The sequence below is a fragment of the Microbacterium sp. BWR-S6Y genome, from assembly GCF_041379845.1.
GTDB classification, from domain to species: domain Bacteria; phylum Actinomycetota; class Actinomycetes; order Actinomycetales; family Microbacteriaceae; genus Microbacterium; species Microbacterium hydrothermale.
Map to the genome: position 1 here is coordinate 206,648 of NZ_JBFECV010000002.1, position 14,578 is coordinate 221,225.

Here is a 14,578-nt window from a genome sequence, read left to right on the forward strand (position 1 = left end):
CGTGCCGGAGGGAGACAGCGTCTACCGCCTCCGTCGACGTCTGGATGCCGCGACGACGGGCGCCCGTGTGCGCGACGGCGAGCTGCGCGCGGGCAACGCGGCCGGCCGTGCGCTGGGCGGTCGCACGATCCTCGGCTACGACACGCACGGCAAGCACTTGCTCACGCGGTTGGACGGCGGCGAGACCCTGCACACGCACCTTCGCATGCAGGGGTCGTGGACGATCACGAGGCCCGGCCGCGCGCTCCCGACCGCCGCGCGCGAGAAGGCACGCGTCCGGCTGCGTCTCGACGACGGGCGGGAGGTCTGGGGTCTCGATCTCCCCGTCGTCGAACTGGTGGCCACGACGCGCGAGCGCGACGTACTCGGCCATCTCGGTCCCGACCCGCTGCGCGACGACTGGGATGCCGCGGAGGCGGTGCGTCGGCTCGCCTCCCGGCCCGATCGACCCGTCGTCGCGGCGCTGCTCGATCAGCGCGGCATGTCCGGGCTCGGCAACCTGTGGGTGAACGAACTCGCGTTCCTGCGCGGCATCCATCCCTTCGCGCCGATCGGGGCGACCGATCTCGACGCGCTCGTGGCGCTCGCCGCGCGGTGCCTGCGGGTGTCGGCGACCGTGCCGGGCATGTACCAGGTGACCACGGGCGATCGTCGTCGCGGGGCGTCGCACTGGGTCGTCGGTCGTGCGGGTCGCGCGTGCCTGCGCTGCGGAACGCGGGTGCGGGTGCGCGACGAGGTCGCGAACGACCCGGAGCAGCGGCGCACGTGGTGGTGCCCCCGGTGTCAGCCGGTTCCCGCCGGCGCCGATGTCGGACCCTCGGCGTAGAACGGACCGATGGCCGTCGATCGAGAGAATCTGCTGCGCGTCACGCGCATCTACGCGGAGGGCGCCGCGCTCGAGCTGGAGCGCGGGCGGGAGATCGTGGCGCGCTGGCCCGAGGCCGACATCGTGCCGATCGCCTCGCACTGGCAGATCCCCGAGGTGCACGGCGACGAGACCAACGTCGCCCGGTGGGTGCGCATCAAGACCGAAGCCCTCGTGCTGGGTGTGAAGAAGAGCGTCGTCACCCGCGTCAACGGGCGCTCCGCCGACTTCATCGCGCCGTCGTTGTCGAACGGGTGCGCCATGGCGTGCGCGTACTGCTACGTGCCGCGGCGCAAGGGCTACAGCAACCCCATCACGCTGTTCGCCAACATCGAGCAGATCAGTCGCCACCTGGCGCGCCACGTCGCCGCCCGGGGCCCGAAGACCGAGCCCAACCAGTGCGATCCCGACGCGTGGGTGTACGACATCGGCGAGAACGGCGACTGCTCCGTCGACGCGCTCCTCAGCGACAACGTCCGTGACGTGTGCGACCTGTTCCGCATGACCCCGACCGCGAAGGCGTCGTTCGCGACGAAGTTCGTCAACCGCGACCTCCTCGAGTGGGACCCGGCGGGGCGCACGCGCATCCGCTTCTCGCTCATGCCGGCGGGCACGGCACGGGTCACCGACCTGCGCACCTCCCCGATGGCGGAGCGCATCGCCGCCATCAACGACTTCGTCGACGCGGGTTACGAAGTCCACGTCAACTTCTCCCCGGTCATCCTCACGCCGACGTGGCTCGCTGACTGGGCCGAGCTCTTCGAGCAGCTCGACGCGGCACTGCACGCCCGGGCCAAGGCGCAACTGGCCTGCGAAGTGATCTTCCTCACGCACAACGAGGCGCTGCACGAGGTGAACCTCGGCTGGCATCCGAAGGGCGAAGAACTCCTGTGGACGCCGACGGTGCAAGAAGAGAAGCGATCGCAGAACGGTGCGGTGAACGTCCGGTACCGGCATCCGCTCAAGGCGCAGAGCGTGGCGGCCCTCACCGACCTGATCGCGCAGAAGCTGCCCTACTGCCGCGTGCGGTACGCGTTCTGATCCCACAGAAAAGACCGACGCCGTGACGCGGCGCCGGTCTTCGTCTTCGTCTGGTCAGCCGATGTCGCCCGTGGGCGAGTCGTCGGTCGTGGCCGCCTCATCGGCGTCCTTCTGGGCCGCCGCGCCCTCGTCGGGCGATTCGCTGCCCGCGCCGTTCGACGTCTCGTCGGGGGCGTCGGCGCTGCGATCGTGGTCGTTGCTCATGGGGTCTCCGTCCGTCGGTGGTTCGCTGACCGTGTCACGAGGGGTGCGCCGCGTCCAGGGGGTGGACGGTCAGAGCGGAGTGACGCCGTAACGGGCCGCGAACTCCGCGCTCGCGGCATCCTCGAAATCGTCCGCGTCGTCGCGCAGCTCCGGCTCGGGCAGGTCGTTCACAGGTACGGCGCCAGGGCGCCCGCGGTGAGCGCGAAAGCCAGGGCGGTCCCGCCGACGGCGGTCGCGGCGAGGAGCGAGGCGCGCTCGACGCGGCGACGACGCGACTCGTTGGCGGGGTGGGTCGTCGAGCGCAACGACGCCTTGGCGGCGTCGAGGCTGTCGTACCGGCCGATCGGCACGCCGTGCGCGTCGCGCGAGACGTATCCTCCCGCGACCGCGTCGACGCAGCCGTCGTACTCGCCGCCGCGGTGGGCGACCCAGAAGCCGGTGTCGACTTTCGCCCACAGGACGCGGGCGGTGACCACCGGGGCGGAGTGGGGGAGCGTGGGTGCACTCATGTCAGGCGGCCCTCGACAGCGAGCGCGGGCGCGACGAGGTCGCGGTGCGGGCGGGGGCGACACGCGGCGCGGACGCGGACGCGGTTGCTGTGGCGATCTCGGCGGTGAGGTCGACGACAAGGCCGGCCGAGGAGTTCGCCAGGTCGGCCATGTTCTTCAGCGTTGCCGCGTCGAGGGTCTCGGGCTCGGCCGAGTCGAAGACGAAGCGCAACGGGATCGCCGGCTGCAGCCAGAGGGTGGAGCGGCCGGGGGTGCCGTCGACGTGGGTCCAGGTGAGGGTGAAGCTCTCGCTGCGGCGGAGCTTGGTGGTCGTGACCACCTTGAGGTGAGAGAGAAGGCGGTCGGGGATGACGACGGCTTCGGTGGACGTGCCGTAGAACAACTGGCCCATGGGAACTCCCTTCGTTAGCGATTAGCTGTGTGTAGAACATACTCGCTTAGTAACTAGTTTGTCTAACTATTATTTCCGTTGTATAGTCAGGCGGAAGAGCGGGGAGGAGTGTGTCATGACAGACGTCGAAACCACGTCCCGCGGACTCACGCCCACGGGATCCACCGAAGAGGTCACCTACTGGTACGGCGACGAGCCGTCCGACCGTCGGCGACGCAGCAAAGCCGTGCTCGAAGCGCTGCGCATCTACCGCGCGGCCGAGGTGGCCATGCGCCGACGTACGCGCGATTCCATGTCGATGGGCGAGAACGAACTGCTCGTCCTGCGTTATCTGCTGCGCGACGCCTCGCGGCAGGTGAGGCCGGGCGAGCTGACCCGGTATCTCGGCCTGTCCACCGCGTCGACGACGGCGATCCTCGACCGCCTCGAGCGCTCCGGACACGTCACGCGCACCGCGAACCCCGACGACCGACGCAGCATCTTCATCCGTGCCACGCCGCGCGCTCACGCCGAGGTGCGGCAGACGCTCGGCAACATGCACGACCGCATGCTGGCGGCGGTGATCGACATGACGCCCGAAGAATCGGCGGCCGTCGTCGCGTTCCTCCACCGCATGAGCGACGCCGTCGACGGTGTCGCCGTCGACAAGCCGGCGGTCGATTCCCCGTGATCTACGTGCTCGTCGGCGGCCCGCGCGACGGACAGCACGTGGATGATCTCCCTCGCGGTTACCGCCTCTCCCTCACCGACCCGCAGCCGGAGCCGTTCGCGGAGTTCGACACCGTGCGCGCCGTCTGGTTCGAACTCGACGAAGCGATGTTCCGCTCCACCCAGCGGCGGGACTGAGTCGTATCCCACCGGCGATGCCGTGGCAACCCGCCCCCCGCGTGCGCCGATCATCGTCAGGGTGGACTCATGCGATGCGTGACCTATGCCGGCGAGACCGTGATGACCACTGACGACGTCGCCGCGTCGCTCATCGAGCTGACGGCGGCCGTGGCCAAGGAGGGTCAGGCGGAGGCGGTCAGCATCCCCATCGTCACGGACGACAAGAAGGTGGCGCAGGCCGAACTCGTCATCGGCGTCGGCAACGACGTGCTCTCCGCCCCGATGGAGTGGAACGAGGAGGAGCCCGACTTCTCCCACGCGGCCGACGACCTCAAGAACCACCGGCTCTTCCCCCGCTCGCACCTCCGTGCGGTCGAGCCTGACCCGCACGACGAGGACGACGAGCCCATCGATTGGGACTTCGATCAGCCCACCCAGGCGTGAGGCAACGGTCCGGGTGAATCCCGGCCCTTCGATGGTGATCGGATGCCGCGGCTCTTGCGACGAGCTCGCGGCATCCGTTATGTTCGCAAGCCTGTGCCGATCGGCACGGGAGCCGAGGAAAGACGAGACGATGACCGCGAACCGCGATCGCCGCGCTGAGCAGCAGGGGAAGCAGGAGCAGTACCTGCCGTTCCTCCTCTCGTCGTACCCTCCGGCGCCGGTCGTCTAGACACCCGTCTTCTCACGCCCCGCACCGTCAGGTCGGGGCGTTCCTCTTTCCACGCGAGTGGGGGAGTGTGCCCCGACAGAGGCTCACTCGTCGCGCGTCAGCGCACCACACGAAGGAAAGGATCCATGCAGAAGCTCACCGAACGACTGGTGTCGTGGGCGAGCCTGATCGATGAGAAGACCATCGAGCAGGCCCGTACCTCGGCGACCATGCCGTTCATCCACCCTCACCTGGCCCTGATGCCCGACGCCCACCTGGGCTTGGGCGCCACGGTCGGCTCGGTCATCCCGACGCTCGGCGCGATCATGCCCGCAGCCGTCGGAGTCGACATCGGCTGCGGCATGATCGCCGTCAAGACGCAGTTCGACGCCGCAGACCTCGACGGCCGAGACCTCGCCGAGCTGCGGCAGCAGATCGAGCGCGCCATCCCGCTCTCGGCCGGTCGCGACAACCGCAAGATCGTCGCGACCGCCGAGCCACGTGTCGCGGAGCTCGAGGCGCTCGCCGAGAAGGCGGAGTTCGACCCCGCGTCGTACGCCGGCCATTGGCGGCAGCAGCTCGGGTCGCTGGGCAGCGGCAACCACTTCATCGAGATCTCGCTCGACGAGAACGACGACGTGTGGATGTTCCTGCACTCCGGCTCCCGCGGGGTCGGCAACCGCATCGCGCAGCACCACATCAAGGTCGCGCAGCGTCTGGCGAAGCAGTGGTGGATCGAGCTTCCGCACCCCGACCTGGCTTACCTGGTCGAGGGGACGCCCGAGTTCACCCGGTACATCCGCGAGCTGCGGTGGGCGCAGCACTTCGCCCTGCTCAACCGCGAGGAGATGATGGACCGCGTCGCGAACCAGCTCGGTCGCTTCCTCGACAACCCGGTCGAAGAGCGCGAGCGGATCAACTGCCACCACAACTTCACCGAGTCCGAGAGGCACTTCGGCAAGCAGGTGTGGGTGTCCCGCAAGGGGGCGATCATGGCCGACGCCGGTCGCCCGGGACTCATCCCGGGGTCGATGGGCACCGCGTCGTACGTCGTCGAGGGGCGGGGCAACGCGATGGCCTTGAACTCGTCTCCGCACGGCGCCGGCCGGGAGTACTCGCGGTCGGCCGCGCGCAAGACCTTCACGCACGAGCAGTTGCGTGAGGCCATGGCGGGGATCGAGTATCGCGACACCGAGGCCTTCATCGACGAGATCCCGCAGGCGTACAAGCCGATCGATCGGGTGATGGCGGATGCCGCCGACCTGGTGACCGTGCGGCACACACTGCGGCAGATCGTCAACGTGAAGGGCGACTGAGAACGGATGCCACGATCGCGAACGCGCGGTCGTGGCATCCGTCGTCCGCGGTCGCAATATCGTCCTCAGGGATGATGTGCCGCGCCCGCGGGTCGGAGAGGCTGGATGAGAGCTCGCAGCCGCGCGAGCCGGACGCTTCCCCCGGAGTGGAGATCATGTCGCCCGACCAGCCGCGAACCGCCCCCACCCTCGACCTCGCCGACCGCCGTGAGCGCCAGCGCCGGAGCATCCGTCACGCGCAGGCGAAGCTCGCCGCTTTCGTGCGCAGCTCCGCCGACGATGTGGCCGAGGCCGCCCACGCCGCGGAGGCGGCGTTGCGCGGCGCTCTCTCCTCTGGCGCGGAGGTGGAGCGCGTCTCGGCGGAGCTCGAGGTCAGCCCCCGCGCCCTGCGCGCGATCGTCGACGGGTCGGTGCCGTTGCGCAGTCTGCACCCCGACGATCGGCTGCGGCTCGCCTGAGGGTCGCTGCGGAGTCAGGCCAGGCGCTCGGGACGGTACCTGTCGTCGCTGAATCCGAGCACGAGGTAGCCGATCACGTAGAAGATCACGAGCAGGAACAGCGAGAACACCCAGCCGTGACCGAAGGCCCGGCCCACGCGAAGGTGCACGATCACGTGGAAGACGACGTTCACGATCGGCACGAGGTACAGCAGCGTCAGCCAGCCGGAGAAACCGGCGATGCGCACCATGACGACGAGGTTGACGATCGGGATGATCGCGAGCCAGCCCGCGTGCCCGGCCTTGCGGAAGACGCGCCAGAGCGCGACGACCATCAGGACGTAGATCGCGAGGGCGATGAGCGAGTTGGACGCGCTGAGCGCGAAGATCGAGGTCTGATCGGTGATCGACGACGGCGATGAGGTCAGCATGCGCTCATCGTAGGGGTTCTCCCAGCCCGCTTTCAGGTTCGTTCGCGGCGGGACGGACCGGCGGCGGGCGGGGTTACGCTCGGTGCCAGGAAGGCGGCGACATGGGCGAGCGCAGGTTCGAGTGGGGTGGGCTGAGCGCCGACCGCGCCGACTACGTCACGGCGGCCGAGGCCCTCGCGATGCTCGAGGTGCTCGTGGTCGCCCAGGCCGATCTCGACGTCGTGACCGAGCTGCGCGACGGTGCGGCGTGGGCGCGCTTCTCGCGGGGCTCGCGGTGGGCGCTCGTCTCCACGCCGGGATCCCGGTGGTTCTCGGTCGAGACCGACACGGGGCACCGGATGCAACTGGTGGACGCCTCGTCGTCGAAGGATCAGAGTGCTCGACTGCTCGCGGTCTACGTCGACGTCGCCGAGGCCTACGTCCGCTCCGACGTCGGGCCGTCGCCGGGTCGAGGTCTCGGGGGCTCCGTCGTCACCGTCGACGTCGACGGCCGCGAGGTGCTGCTGCACCTGCCCCTCACTCGACGCGTCCGCGGCATCTTCCGCCCCTAGGGCCGCTCGCGGAACCGGTCAACCCGGTGCGCCCGGCGGCCTGTGGTTGCGAGGCTGGATCCCTCGACGAAGGGAACACCATGAGCGACCCACAGAACACCTCGCCCGACGAGGGCTCCGACCTGGCCGACGACCCCACGGTCAAGCCGAGCCAGGAGAACGACGTCGACGAGGCCTCGAAGGCACCGTCCGCCGACGACCCGAACGCCGACCACCAGGCGAGCGGCATCGGCGTCATCGGCGGCGAATGATCCGGATGCCGCGGACCGGCGCCCCCACGCGGGCCGATCGCTCCGCGGCATCGGTTCCGCGGCGCCGGCTCGGCCCGTCGGGTCGGCCCCCGGCGCGGTGATAGCCTGGACCCGTCCGCCTCCGTAGCTCAGGGGATAGAGCGTTGGTTTCCGGTACCAAAGGTCGCAGGTTCGATTCCTGTCGGGGGCACGCATGTGACAGAGGCCGCGGTCGGTGACCGCGGCCTCTGTCGTGTGATCCGACGGTCAGCCCTCGTCGGTCGGCGCTCCTGTCGGTTCCGCGTCCTCGACGATGTGCCGCGACCCGAGCTCGTCGGCGGTCGCACGGCCCTGGTCGATCGCCTCCTCACGGCTCGAGAAGCTGGCGGACAGCTCCGGTCGCCCTTCGACCGCGTTCTCCCACTGGCCGCGGTTCGATCTGGTCGTCACGTCGTTCTGGCTCATGGCACCAGGACACACCGACGCCCCCCGAGGAGGCATCGGGTTGACACGGCGTCGCGCCGGACCGTCGGCGGCGCGCCCATTGCTTCACCCGCCCGTTCACCCCGCGGTTGGGCGCGTCGTCGACGTGACCAGTGACCTGACGATCGACGCCGCGATCGTCAGGGCTCGGCGCGCAACGGGGTCGGAGGCGCGGGCGCCGTCATCAGCCCGGCATCGCAGAGGGCTGTCACCGCGGTGCGCACGGCGGCGCGCGCGTCGCCCTGCGGTGGTCGGCCGTGCTCTGCGATCACCGCCGACAACAGTTCGTCGAACGACGCACCGTTCGCGGCGCGCCAGAGCGCGGGACCGATGCCGTCGACGAGGTGGATGGCGGTCTCGTCGTGCGGGCCGCGCCGCAGCAGAGCGAGACGATCGCCCCCGATCGTCACGGCATCCACGACCGGAGTGCGGACGTAACCGGCCGGGTCGCGGGGTTCATTCCTGTCCTGCGCCGCGACCGGCAGGGGCGACCGCGGGCGGTGCGACGCGAGCAGGTCGGCGACGAGCGGAACGACCTCGCTCGCCTCGCGATAGCGCAGTCGCAGAGCTCCGCCCACGGCGCTCACGTGTCCTGTCAACGTCGCGAGCGGGTGAGCGAGCTCCGCGAGGTAGCTGCACTGCGGTGCGATCGCGCTGATCGCGTCCGTGATCTCGAGCTCCTCGACGCGAGGGGCCGCGCACAGCGGATCCCGGTCGAGAACGACGATCGCGTGCAGACGGAGCGAGGCGGTCGTCGGCAGGTCGCGCAGCCCCAGGCTGCTCGGCGAGGCCTGACGTTTTGCTCGGTCGGTGCGATCGATGATCGACAAGGGCTTCCGGTAGGGCAGGACGCGACCATCCGCGGCGACGCCGACGCTCTCGTCGCTCACGTAGGCGTACTCGCGCGCCAGGTGCGACATGAGGGTCGTCTTCCCCATCCCCGAGCGTCCGGAGAACAGCACGACCCGCCCTTCGTCGTCCGCGACGGCGGCCGCGTGCACCATCCACAGGTCCCCGCGCCGGGCGGCGAGAGCCGCGAGCGTCACTCGCGTCGAGAGCGCGGCGGCGGCCTCGTCGAAGGGAAGAGAGGGATCCGGACGCACGACGGCGACGGGGGAGGAATCATCGTCGCGCGCCGCGCCGGACCACGCGCGGGCGATCCGTTCGCGGTCATCCGGCGCCGACGCGCTCAGATCGATGCGTATGGTCGCCCCGAGCGCGTCGAGGTCGAGGTGGTCCGGGGCGCGCGTGAGCGGGGGGCGTTCGCGGGTCATCGCGGAGAGTCTGCCGGTTCGGGGACGCGATCGATTCCGCGCATCGCGTCGGGAGGCGGGTGAAAGCGGCCCGTTCGAGCGAGCAGGCCGCCCCGCGCGTGTGCGGGTGCCCTTGTCAAGACCATGCCGGTATCCGACCCGGGGTTGGGATGCTGGAGGCCTCCCTTCGAAAGGACCTGCCATGAGCATCGGAGCCGGCATCGCGCTGTTCGTCATCGGCGCCATCCTCGCTTTCGCCGTCAACCTGCCCAACGACTACGTCAGCTTGAGCATGGTCGGCTACATCATGATGGGAGCCGGCGTCGTCGTCTTCCTGATCGGCGTCGTCCTGCTCGCGCGCCGTCGGCAAACCGACACGGTCACCCGCACCGAAGGAGTGGGGGGCGCTCAGGTCACCCGCTCGACCACGCGCTCGTCCAACGACGACCTCGTCTGAACCCCGCCGGGGTCGTCACCCCGGAGGTGCATCCATGACCGAACCGACGCCCACCGTCGCCTACGACCCGGCCGACGACGGTCTCTTCGACGGCCGCTACCGCCTCGGCCGACTCCTCGGCCGGGGCGGTTACGCGCGTGTCTACGAGGCGGTGGACACCGCCCTCGAGCGCACCCTCGCGATCAAGATCATCGACGGAGAGGGAGCAGACCCGTCCGACGTGGCGCGCGTGCGATCCGAGACCCGTCTGCTCGCCTCGCTGTCGCATCCCTCGCTCGTGACCCTCTACGACGCGCGCTTGAACGCGACGCCCGCGTACCTCGCGATGGAGCTCATCGCCGGTCCGACCCTCGCCGACCTCATCGCCCGCGGTCCCCTCCGCGGTCCCGAGGTCGCCCGTATCGGCCGGGAGGTCGCGGAGGCCTTCGCCGTGATCCACAGCCGGGGGATCGTGCACCGCGATGTGAAGCCCTCCAACATCCTCATGCGACCCGCCGCGCACACGGGGGAGACGCCGCGGGCGACCCTCGCCGACTTCGGCATCGCCTCTCTCGTCGGCGCGACGCGGGTCACCCGCGCCGACACGGTGATCGGAACCGCCGCCTATCTGAGCCCGGAGCAGGCGCGGGGGATGCCGGCGGCACCCGGGAGCGACGTCTACTCCCTCGGTCTGGTGCTGCTGGAGTCCCTCACCGGGTCGCGACCGTTCGGATCCCGCACCCCGCACGAGGCGCTCGCGGCTCGTCTCGTGTCACCCCCTGACATCCCCGCGTCGATCCCGGCGCCGTGGCGCGAGGTGCTCGCGCACATGACCGCGATCGATCCCGCCGAGAGACCGGATGCCGCGGGTCTCATCGTCGCGCTGCGCACCCTCTCCCACGTCGAAGTCACGGCACCCTCCGCGCGCCTTCCCGAGGGGACGGAGTCGACCGGGCCGACACGCGTCTACACCACCGCGGGGGAGTCCCGGCGGCCCCGCTTCTCGCGCAAGGCCGTGATCGTGGCTGCCGTGGTCGCCGCTGTCCTGGCGGTGGGAGGCATCTCCGCGGCGGTGGCCGCCGGAGGGGGAGGCGGGGCGGCGGAGCCCGCGCTCCCGTCGCTCCCGCAGCCTCTCGACCAGCACGTCGAAGACCTGTGGAAGGAGGTCGGGCCGTGATCCGACGCACCGGTGCCGTGACGGCGCTGCTCCTGGCCGCGACTCTCGCGCTCGCCGCCTGCACGCCGCCGGCGGCGACGCCGAACGGGTGGCAGCAGAACGTGCAGACCATCGCCGAGCAGGCCGCGGCCGGCGACTACGCCTCGGCGCTGGCGGGCCTCGACACCCTCGAGGCCGATGTCACCGCGCGGCGCGACGCCGGTGAGCTCACGGCGGAGGAGGCCGACGGCATCCTGACGCGTGTCGCGACCGTCCGCGCGGACCTCACCGCCCTCGTCCCGACGCCCACCCCGACGCCCACCCCGACGCCGACGCCGACGACCGACCCGGAGCCGCAGGACGAGTCGACCGTGCCGACCGACACCTCCGGCGACGACGATCAGAGTGGTCCGTCGCAGCCCGCGCCGGGCGCGCCCGACGATCGCGGCGGGAAGGACAAGGGCGGCGGCAAGGACGGAACCGGTCCCGGTTCGGGCCAGGGGCCGGGCAAGAAAGACGGCTGAGCGTCGGGGCGAGTGATTTCGGGGCTCCCCGCGTCCGGTATCGCGCCGAGAAGGCGCCGCCCCGATGCTCGGCGGGCGTGGAATGGGCGGCATGCTCGTCGACCTCCCTTCCCGTCCCTCGCCTCCCTCGCGTCGCGCGATGCTCGCCACCGCGGTCTGGGGACTACCCGCGGTCATCCTGTCGGTTCCGCTCCCGGCCTCGGCCACGGCCTCCGCGGGGGCGCCCGTCACGGTCTCGACTCCCGGTGATCAGACACCCCCGAGCGGCGAGGTCTGACTCACGGTCACGGCCCGTTCCGCCGACGGCTCGGCGCTGGCCGGGGCGAGCCTCACCCTCACCGGCCCCTTCGGCGCTCGGTTCGGTTCCGCCGCCGGGATCACCGATGCGGCCGGCGCGTTCTCCACGGGCTTCGACCTGCAGCAGCCCTCCGCCGCTCCGGGTCGACGGTGACCGTGACCGCCGTCGTCGGGGGCCGCAGCGGCTCGGCGGCGCTCACCGTCGTCGGGCCGCTCGGGTCGTGTCGCGCGGGCTGACGGCATCCGTCGGGAACGGGTTCGCGCGGTGCGCGCCGAGGGCGTTCTGCGCGTGCGAGGATTGCCCGGTGCCGCGCCGCGTGACCGCCGAACTCGACCTCGACCTGGGGGCGTCCGTCGACCTCATCTTCCAGATCACGGCCGCCCAGGGCGTGCCCCTGCTGAGCGAGGATCTGACCTTCGCGCAGGGCGATCGCGTGTACACGCCGACCGAGATCGTCGACCAGTCCGGCTCGCGTCTGCACCGGGTCACCGGTGAGCCCGGGCCGCTCACGGTGCGCTACGAAGCCGTCGTGTCCGGCGCCGCCCAGACCCCCCGCACGAGTGACCTCGAGACCATCACCTATCTGCGTCCCAGCCGCTACTGCCAGTCCGACGAGGTGTTCGCCCAGGCGCGCCGGCAGTTCCGCGGGCTTGCGGGCGAAGAACTCCTGGCCGCCGTCTCGTCGTTCGTCGCCTCGACGGTGACGTACACGCCGGGCCTGAGCCTCGGCACCGACAGTGCGGTGACGACCCTCATGACCGGTCAGGGCGTCTGCCGCGACTACGCCCATGTCGTGATCGCTCTCCTGCGTGCGATGGACATGCCCGCACGCTACGCCGCGTGTTACGCGCCGGGGCTCGAGCCGATGGACTTCCACGCCGTCGCCGAGGCGTACATCGACGGCGCCTGGTACGTCGTCGACGCCACCCGCTTGGCCGACCGCCGATCACTCGTACGCATCGCCACCGGTCGCGACGCGGCCGACTGTGCCTTCCTCAGCTACCACGGCGGGTACGTGGGCCTCGAGCGCATGCACGTCGACGCGGTTCTCGACGCCGACACCCCGGATGCCGCGAGCCCGGACGATCACGAAGCCCTGGTTCAGATCGGCTGAGTTCCTCGCCCCGCCACGCTGCCGCCGGTCGGCGTGCGCCGCGAAGGCCCCCGCACACCGCGACGCGTGCACGACGCAGGAGTCCCGGCACTCGCCCGGCGCCCACGCGTCCCACACACGTCGATGACGCCGTTTCTCCTGCGTCATGCCCGCAGACGGCGGATGACCCTGCTCCGCCTAGACTTGAGGGGTTATGGATCCCGCAGCCCTCTCCGCAGCCCTTCTCGCCGTCATCGCCCCGCTCGCCGAGGCTCGACGAGAGGGTTCCTCGGCGGGACTGACCGCGGCCGACCTTCCGCTGGAGCGTCCGAAGAACCGCGACCACGGCGACTGGGCCTCCAACGCCGCGCTGAAGCTGTCGAAGGTCGTCGGCGCGAACCCAAGGGAGTTCGCGGGCGAGATCGCCGCGCGTCTCGAGTCCGTCGACGGCATCGCGAGCGTCGAGGTCGCCGGGCCCGGCTTCATCAACATCCGGTTGGATGCCGCGGCCGCCGGCGCCCTGGCGAAGACGATCGTCGAGCAGGGAGCGGCGTTCGGAACGAACGACTCGCAGCGCGGCAACACGATCAACCTCGAGTTCGTCAGCGCGAACCCGACCGGGCCGCTGCACATCGGCCACACCCGCTGGGCGGCGCTCGGCGACGCGATCGCGCGCGTGCTGCTCGCCAGTGGTGCGACGCTCGTTCGCGAGTTCTACATCAACGACGCCGGCGCCCAGATGGATCGCTTCGGGCGCTCCGTGGTCGCGGCCGCGCACGGGGAGCCGACGCCCGACGACGGCTACGGCGGGGCATACATCGCAGCACTCGCCGAGCGTGTCGTGGCCGAGCGGCCCGACCTGCTCGACCTCGACCGCGACGAGCAGATCGCCGTCGCCACCGAGTCGGCCTATCGCCTGCAGCTGGGCGAGATCCAGGCATCCCTCGAGCGCTTCAACGTGCACTTCGACGTGTGGTTCTCGGAGCGTGACCTGCACGCGCACGTCGACGGGCGGCCGAGCCTCGTCGACGATGCCGTAGACCGTCTGCGTGAGCAGGGTCATGTCTTCGACCAGGATGACGCCGTCTGGGTGCGCACGACCGACTTCGGCGACGACAAGGACCGGGTGATCCGTCGTTCGAACGGCGAGTACACCTACTTCGCAGCCGATGCCGCGTACTACCTCAACAAGGGCGATCGCGGTTTCGCGCACAAGATCTACCTGCTCGGCGCCGATCACCACGGTTACGTGCACCGCCTCAAGGCACTTGCGGGCGCCGCGGGCGACGATCCCGAGACGGACATCGAGGTGCTCATCGGGCAGCTCGTGTCGATCAACGGCGCCAAGCTCTCCAAGCGCGCGGGCAACATCATCGAGCTCGACGACCTGCAGAAGTGGCTCGGCACCGACGCGCTGCGCTACTCGCTGGCGCGCTACCCCGCCGATTCCCCGCTGACGCTCGACCCCGAGATCCTGCAGAAGCGCACGAACGACAACCCGGTGTTCTACGTGCAGTACGCCCACGCGCGCACGCACAACGTGGCCCGCAACGCCGCCGACTCCGGGGTCGACCGGTCGGAGTTCGCCCCCGAGCTGCTCGACCACGAGACCGAGTCCGCGCTGTTGGGCGCCCTTCAGGAGTACCCGCGCATCGTGGCCTACGCGGCCGAGGTGCGCGAGCCTCACCGTGTCGCCCGCTACCTCGAGGAACTCGCCGGGCTGTACCACCGGTGGTACGACAACTGCCGCGTCATCCCGCAGGGAGACGCCCCGGTCGAGCCGGTGCACCGTACGCGCCTGTGGCTGAACGACGCGACGGGTCAGGTGCTCCGCAACGGTCTCACCCTGCTGGGCGTCTCCGCGCCGGAGCGGATGTAAG

The 14,578-nt window shown here is 70.6% G+C and carries 21 protein-coding genes and 1 tRNA gene; 16 read left to right on the forward strand and 6 right to left on the reverse strand.

Annotated features, from left to right (window positions below; genetic code table 11):
- The first annotated feature begins 1 nt into the window (after nucleotide 1).
- Entirely contained in the window at nucleotides 2-826 is an 825-nt protein-coding gene (locus AB1K56_RS04810; RefSeq protein ID WP_371204803.1) for a DNA-formamidopyrimidine glycosylase family protein, read from the forward strand.
- Nucleotides 827-835: 9 nt separating this feature from the next.
- Nucleotides 836-1,906: a spore photoproduct lyase family protein gene (locus AB1K56_RS04815; RefSeq protein ID WP_371204804.1), complete on the forward strand. Its 1,071-nt coding sequence runs from the start codon at nucleotides 836-838 to the stop codon at nucleotides 1,904-1,906.
- Between the two features lie 54 nt (nucleotides 1,907-1,960).
- On the opposite strand, the gene AB1K56_RS04820 is transcribed toward AB1K56_RS04815, so the two are convergent.
- From AB1K56_RS04820 to AB1K56_RS04830, 3 genes are all read right to left on the reverse strand, one after another.
- Nucleotides 1,961-2,110, reverse strand: a complete 150-nt coding sequence (locus AB1K56_RS04820; RefSeq protein ID WP_371204805.1) for a hypothetical protein — start codon at nucleotides 2,108-2,110, stop codon at nucleotides 1,961-1,963.
- A gap of 167 nt (nucleotides 2,111-2,277) precedes the next feature.
- Nucleotides 2,278-2,619 carry a hypothetical protein gene (locus tag AB1K56_RS04825; protein WP_371204806.1) on the reverse strand — a complete coding sequence of 114 codons (342 nt, stop codon included), beginning with the start codon at nucleotides 2,617-2,619 and terminating at the stop codon, nucleotides 2,278-2,280.
- Nucleotide 2,620: 1 nt separating this feature from the next.
- Nucleotides 2,621-3,010 carry a hypothetical protein gene (locus AB1K56_RS04830; RefSeq protein ID WP_371204807.1) on the reverse strand — a complete coding sequence of 130 codons (390 nt, stop codon included), beginning with the start codon at nucleotides 3,008-3,010 and terminating at the stop codon, nucleotides 2,621-2,623.
- 115 nt (nucleotides 3,011-3,125) lie between these two features.
- Between AB1K56_RS04830 and AB1K56_RS04835 the strand changes: the two genes are divergently transcribed.
- The 5 genes from AB1K56_RS04835 to AB1K56_RS04855 all read left to right on the forward strand — a co-directional run bounded on the left by AB1K56_RS04835 (nucleotide 3,126) and on the right by AB1K56_RS04855 (nucleotide 6,264).
- A complete protein-coding gene (locus AB1K56_RS04835) occupies nucleotides 3,126-3,680 on the forward strand; it encodes a MarR family winged helix-turn-helix transcriptional regulator (protein WP_136586929.1) in 555 nt (184 codons plus the stop codon).
- A gap of 38 nt (nucleotides 3,681-3,718) precedes the next feature.
- Entirely contained in the window at nucleotides 3,719-3,856 is a 138-nt protein-coding gene (locus tag AB1K56_RS04840; RefSeq protein WP_371204808.1) for a hypothetical protein, read from the forward strand.
- 102 nt (nucleotides 3,857-3,958) lie between these two features.
- The gene (locus AB1K56_RS04845; RefSeq protein WP_371204809.1) at nucleotides 3,959-4,282 is read left to right on the forward strand and encodes a hypothetical protein; all 324 of its coding nucleotides are present in this window, start codon (nucleotides 3,959-3,961) and stop codon (nucleotides 4,280-4,282) included.
- Between the two features lie 354 nt (nucleotides 4,283-4,636).
- Nucleotides 4,637-5,806: an RtcB family protein gene (locus AB1K56_RS04850; protein ID WP_371204810.1), complete on the forward strand. Its 1,170-nt coding sequence runs from the start codon at nucleotides 4,637-4,639 to the stop codon at nucleotides 5,804-5,806.
- Nucleotides 5,807-5,961: 155 nt separating this feature from the next.
- Nucleotides 5,962-6,264 carry a hypothetical protein gene (locus AB1K56_RS04855; protein ID WP_371204811.1) on the forward strand — a complete coding sequence of 101 codons (303 nt, stop codon included), beginning with the start codon at nucleotides 5,962-5,964 and terminating at the stop codon, nucleotides 6,262-6,264.
- Nucleotides 6,265-6,278: 14 nt separating this feature from the next.
- Here AB1K56_RS04855 and AB1K56_RS04860 read toward each other — a convergent pair whose 3' ends face one another.
- Complete coding sequence (locus AB1K56_RS04860) at nucleotides 6,279-6,674, reverse strand: DUF5684 domain-containing protein (protein ID WP_205822865.1); 396 nt, start codon at nucleotides 6,672-6,674, stop codon at nucleotides 6,279-6,281.
- 101 nt (nucleotides 6,675-6,775) lie between these two features.
- Between AB1K56_RS04860 and AB1K56_RS04865 the strand changes: the two genes are divergently transcribed.
- From AB1K56_RS04865 to AB1K56_RS04875, 3 genes are all read left to right on the forward strand, one after another.
- Nucleotides 6,776-7,225 (forward strand): hypothetical protein, encoded by a 450-nt coding sequence (locus AB1K56_RS04865; RefSeq protein WP_136586925.1) that lies wholly within the window; start codon nucleotides 6,776-6,778, stop codon nucleotides 7,223-7,225.
- Between the two features lie 80 nt (nucleotides 7,226-7,305).
- On the forward strand, nucleotides 7,306-7,476 hold the full coding sequence (locus AB1K56_RS04870; RefSeq protein WP_167494200.1) for a hypothetical protein: 171 nt from the start codon (nucleotides 7,306-7,308) through the stop codon (nucleotides 7,474-7,476).
- Between the two features lie 117 nt (nucleotides 7,477-7,593).
- Nucleotides 7,594-7,666, forward strand: a tRNA-Arg gene (locus AB1K56_RS04875).
- A 56-nt stretch (nucleotides 7,667-7,722) separates the two neighbouring features.
- Here AB1K56_RS04875 and AB1K56_RS04880 read toward each other — a convergent pair.
- Nucleotides 7,723-7,920 (reverse strand): DUF2188 domain-containing protein, encoded by a 198-nt coding sequence (locus AB1K56_RS04880; protein WP_136586924.1) that lies wholly within the window; start codon nucleotides 7,918-7,920, stop codon nucleotides 7,723-7,725.
- A gap of 158 nt (nucleotides 7,921-8,078) precedes the next feature.
- The gene (locus tag AB1K56_RS04885) at nucleotides 8,079-9,212 is read right to left on the reverse strand and encodes an ATP-binding protein (RefSeq protein ID WP_371204812.1); all 1,134 of its coding nucleotides are present in this window, start codon (nucleotides 9,210-9,212) and stop codon (nucleotides 8,079-8,081) included.
- Between the two features lie 181 nt (nucleotides 9,213-9,393).
- Here AB1K56_RS04885 and AB1K56_RS04890 point away from each other — a divergent pair, with 181 nt between their 5' ends.
- From AB1K56_RS04890 to argS, 6 genes are all read left to right on the forward strand, one after another.
- Nucleotides 9,394-9,648 (forward strand): DUF6458 family protein, encoded by a 255-nt coding sequence (locus AB1K56_RS04890; RefSeq protein WP_264630364.1) that lies wholly within the window; start codon nucleotides 9,394-9,396, stop codon nucleotides 9,646-9,648.
- A gap of 34 nt (nucleotides 9,649-9,682) precedes the next feature.
- Nucleotides 9,683-10,804 carry a serine/threonine-protein kinase gene (locus AB1K56_RS04895; RefSeq protein WP_371204813.1) on the forward strand — a complete coding sequence of 374 codons (1,122 nt, stop codon included), beginning with the start codon at nucleotides 9,683-9,685 and terminating at the stop codon, nucleotides 10,802-10,804.
- Nucleotides 10,801-11,307 (forward strand): hypothetical protein, encoded by a 507-nt coding sequence (locus AB1K56_RS04900; protein WP_371204814.1) that lies wholly within the window; start codon nucleotides 10,801-10,803, stop codon nucleotides 11,305-11,307. The genes AB1K56_RS04895 and AB1K56_RS04900 overlap by 4 nt, the downstream gene beginning before the upstream one ends.
- A 91-nt stretch (nucleotides 11,308-11,398) precedes the next feature.
- A complete protein-coding gene (locus AB1K56_RS04905; protein WP_371204815.1) occupies nucleotides 11,399-11,584 on the forward strand; it encodes a hypothetical protein in 186 nt (61 codons plus the stop codon).
- A gap of 325 nt (nucleotides 11,585-11,909) precedes the next feature.
- On the forward strand, nucleotides 11,910-12,719 hold the full coding sequence (locus AB1K56_RS04910; RefSeq protein ID WP_371204816.1) for a transglutaminase family protein: 810 nt from the start codon (nucleotides 11,910-11,912) through the stop codon (nucleotides 12,717-12,719).
- Between the two features lie 193 nt (nucleotides 12,720-12,912).
- Nucleotides 12,913-14,577: an arginine--tRNA ligase gene (argS, locus tag AB1K56_RS04915; protein WP_371204817.1), complete on the forward strand. Its 1,665-nt coding sequence runs from the start codon at nucleotides 12,913-12,915 to the stop codon at nucleotides 14,575-14,577.
- The last annotated feature ends 1 nt before the right edge of the window (nucleotide 14,578 follow it).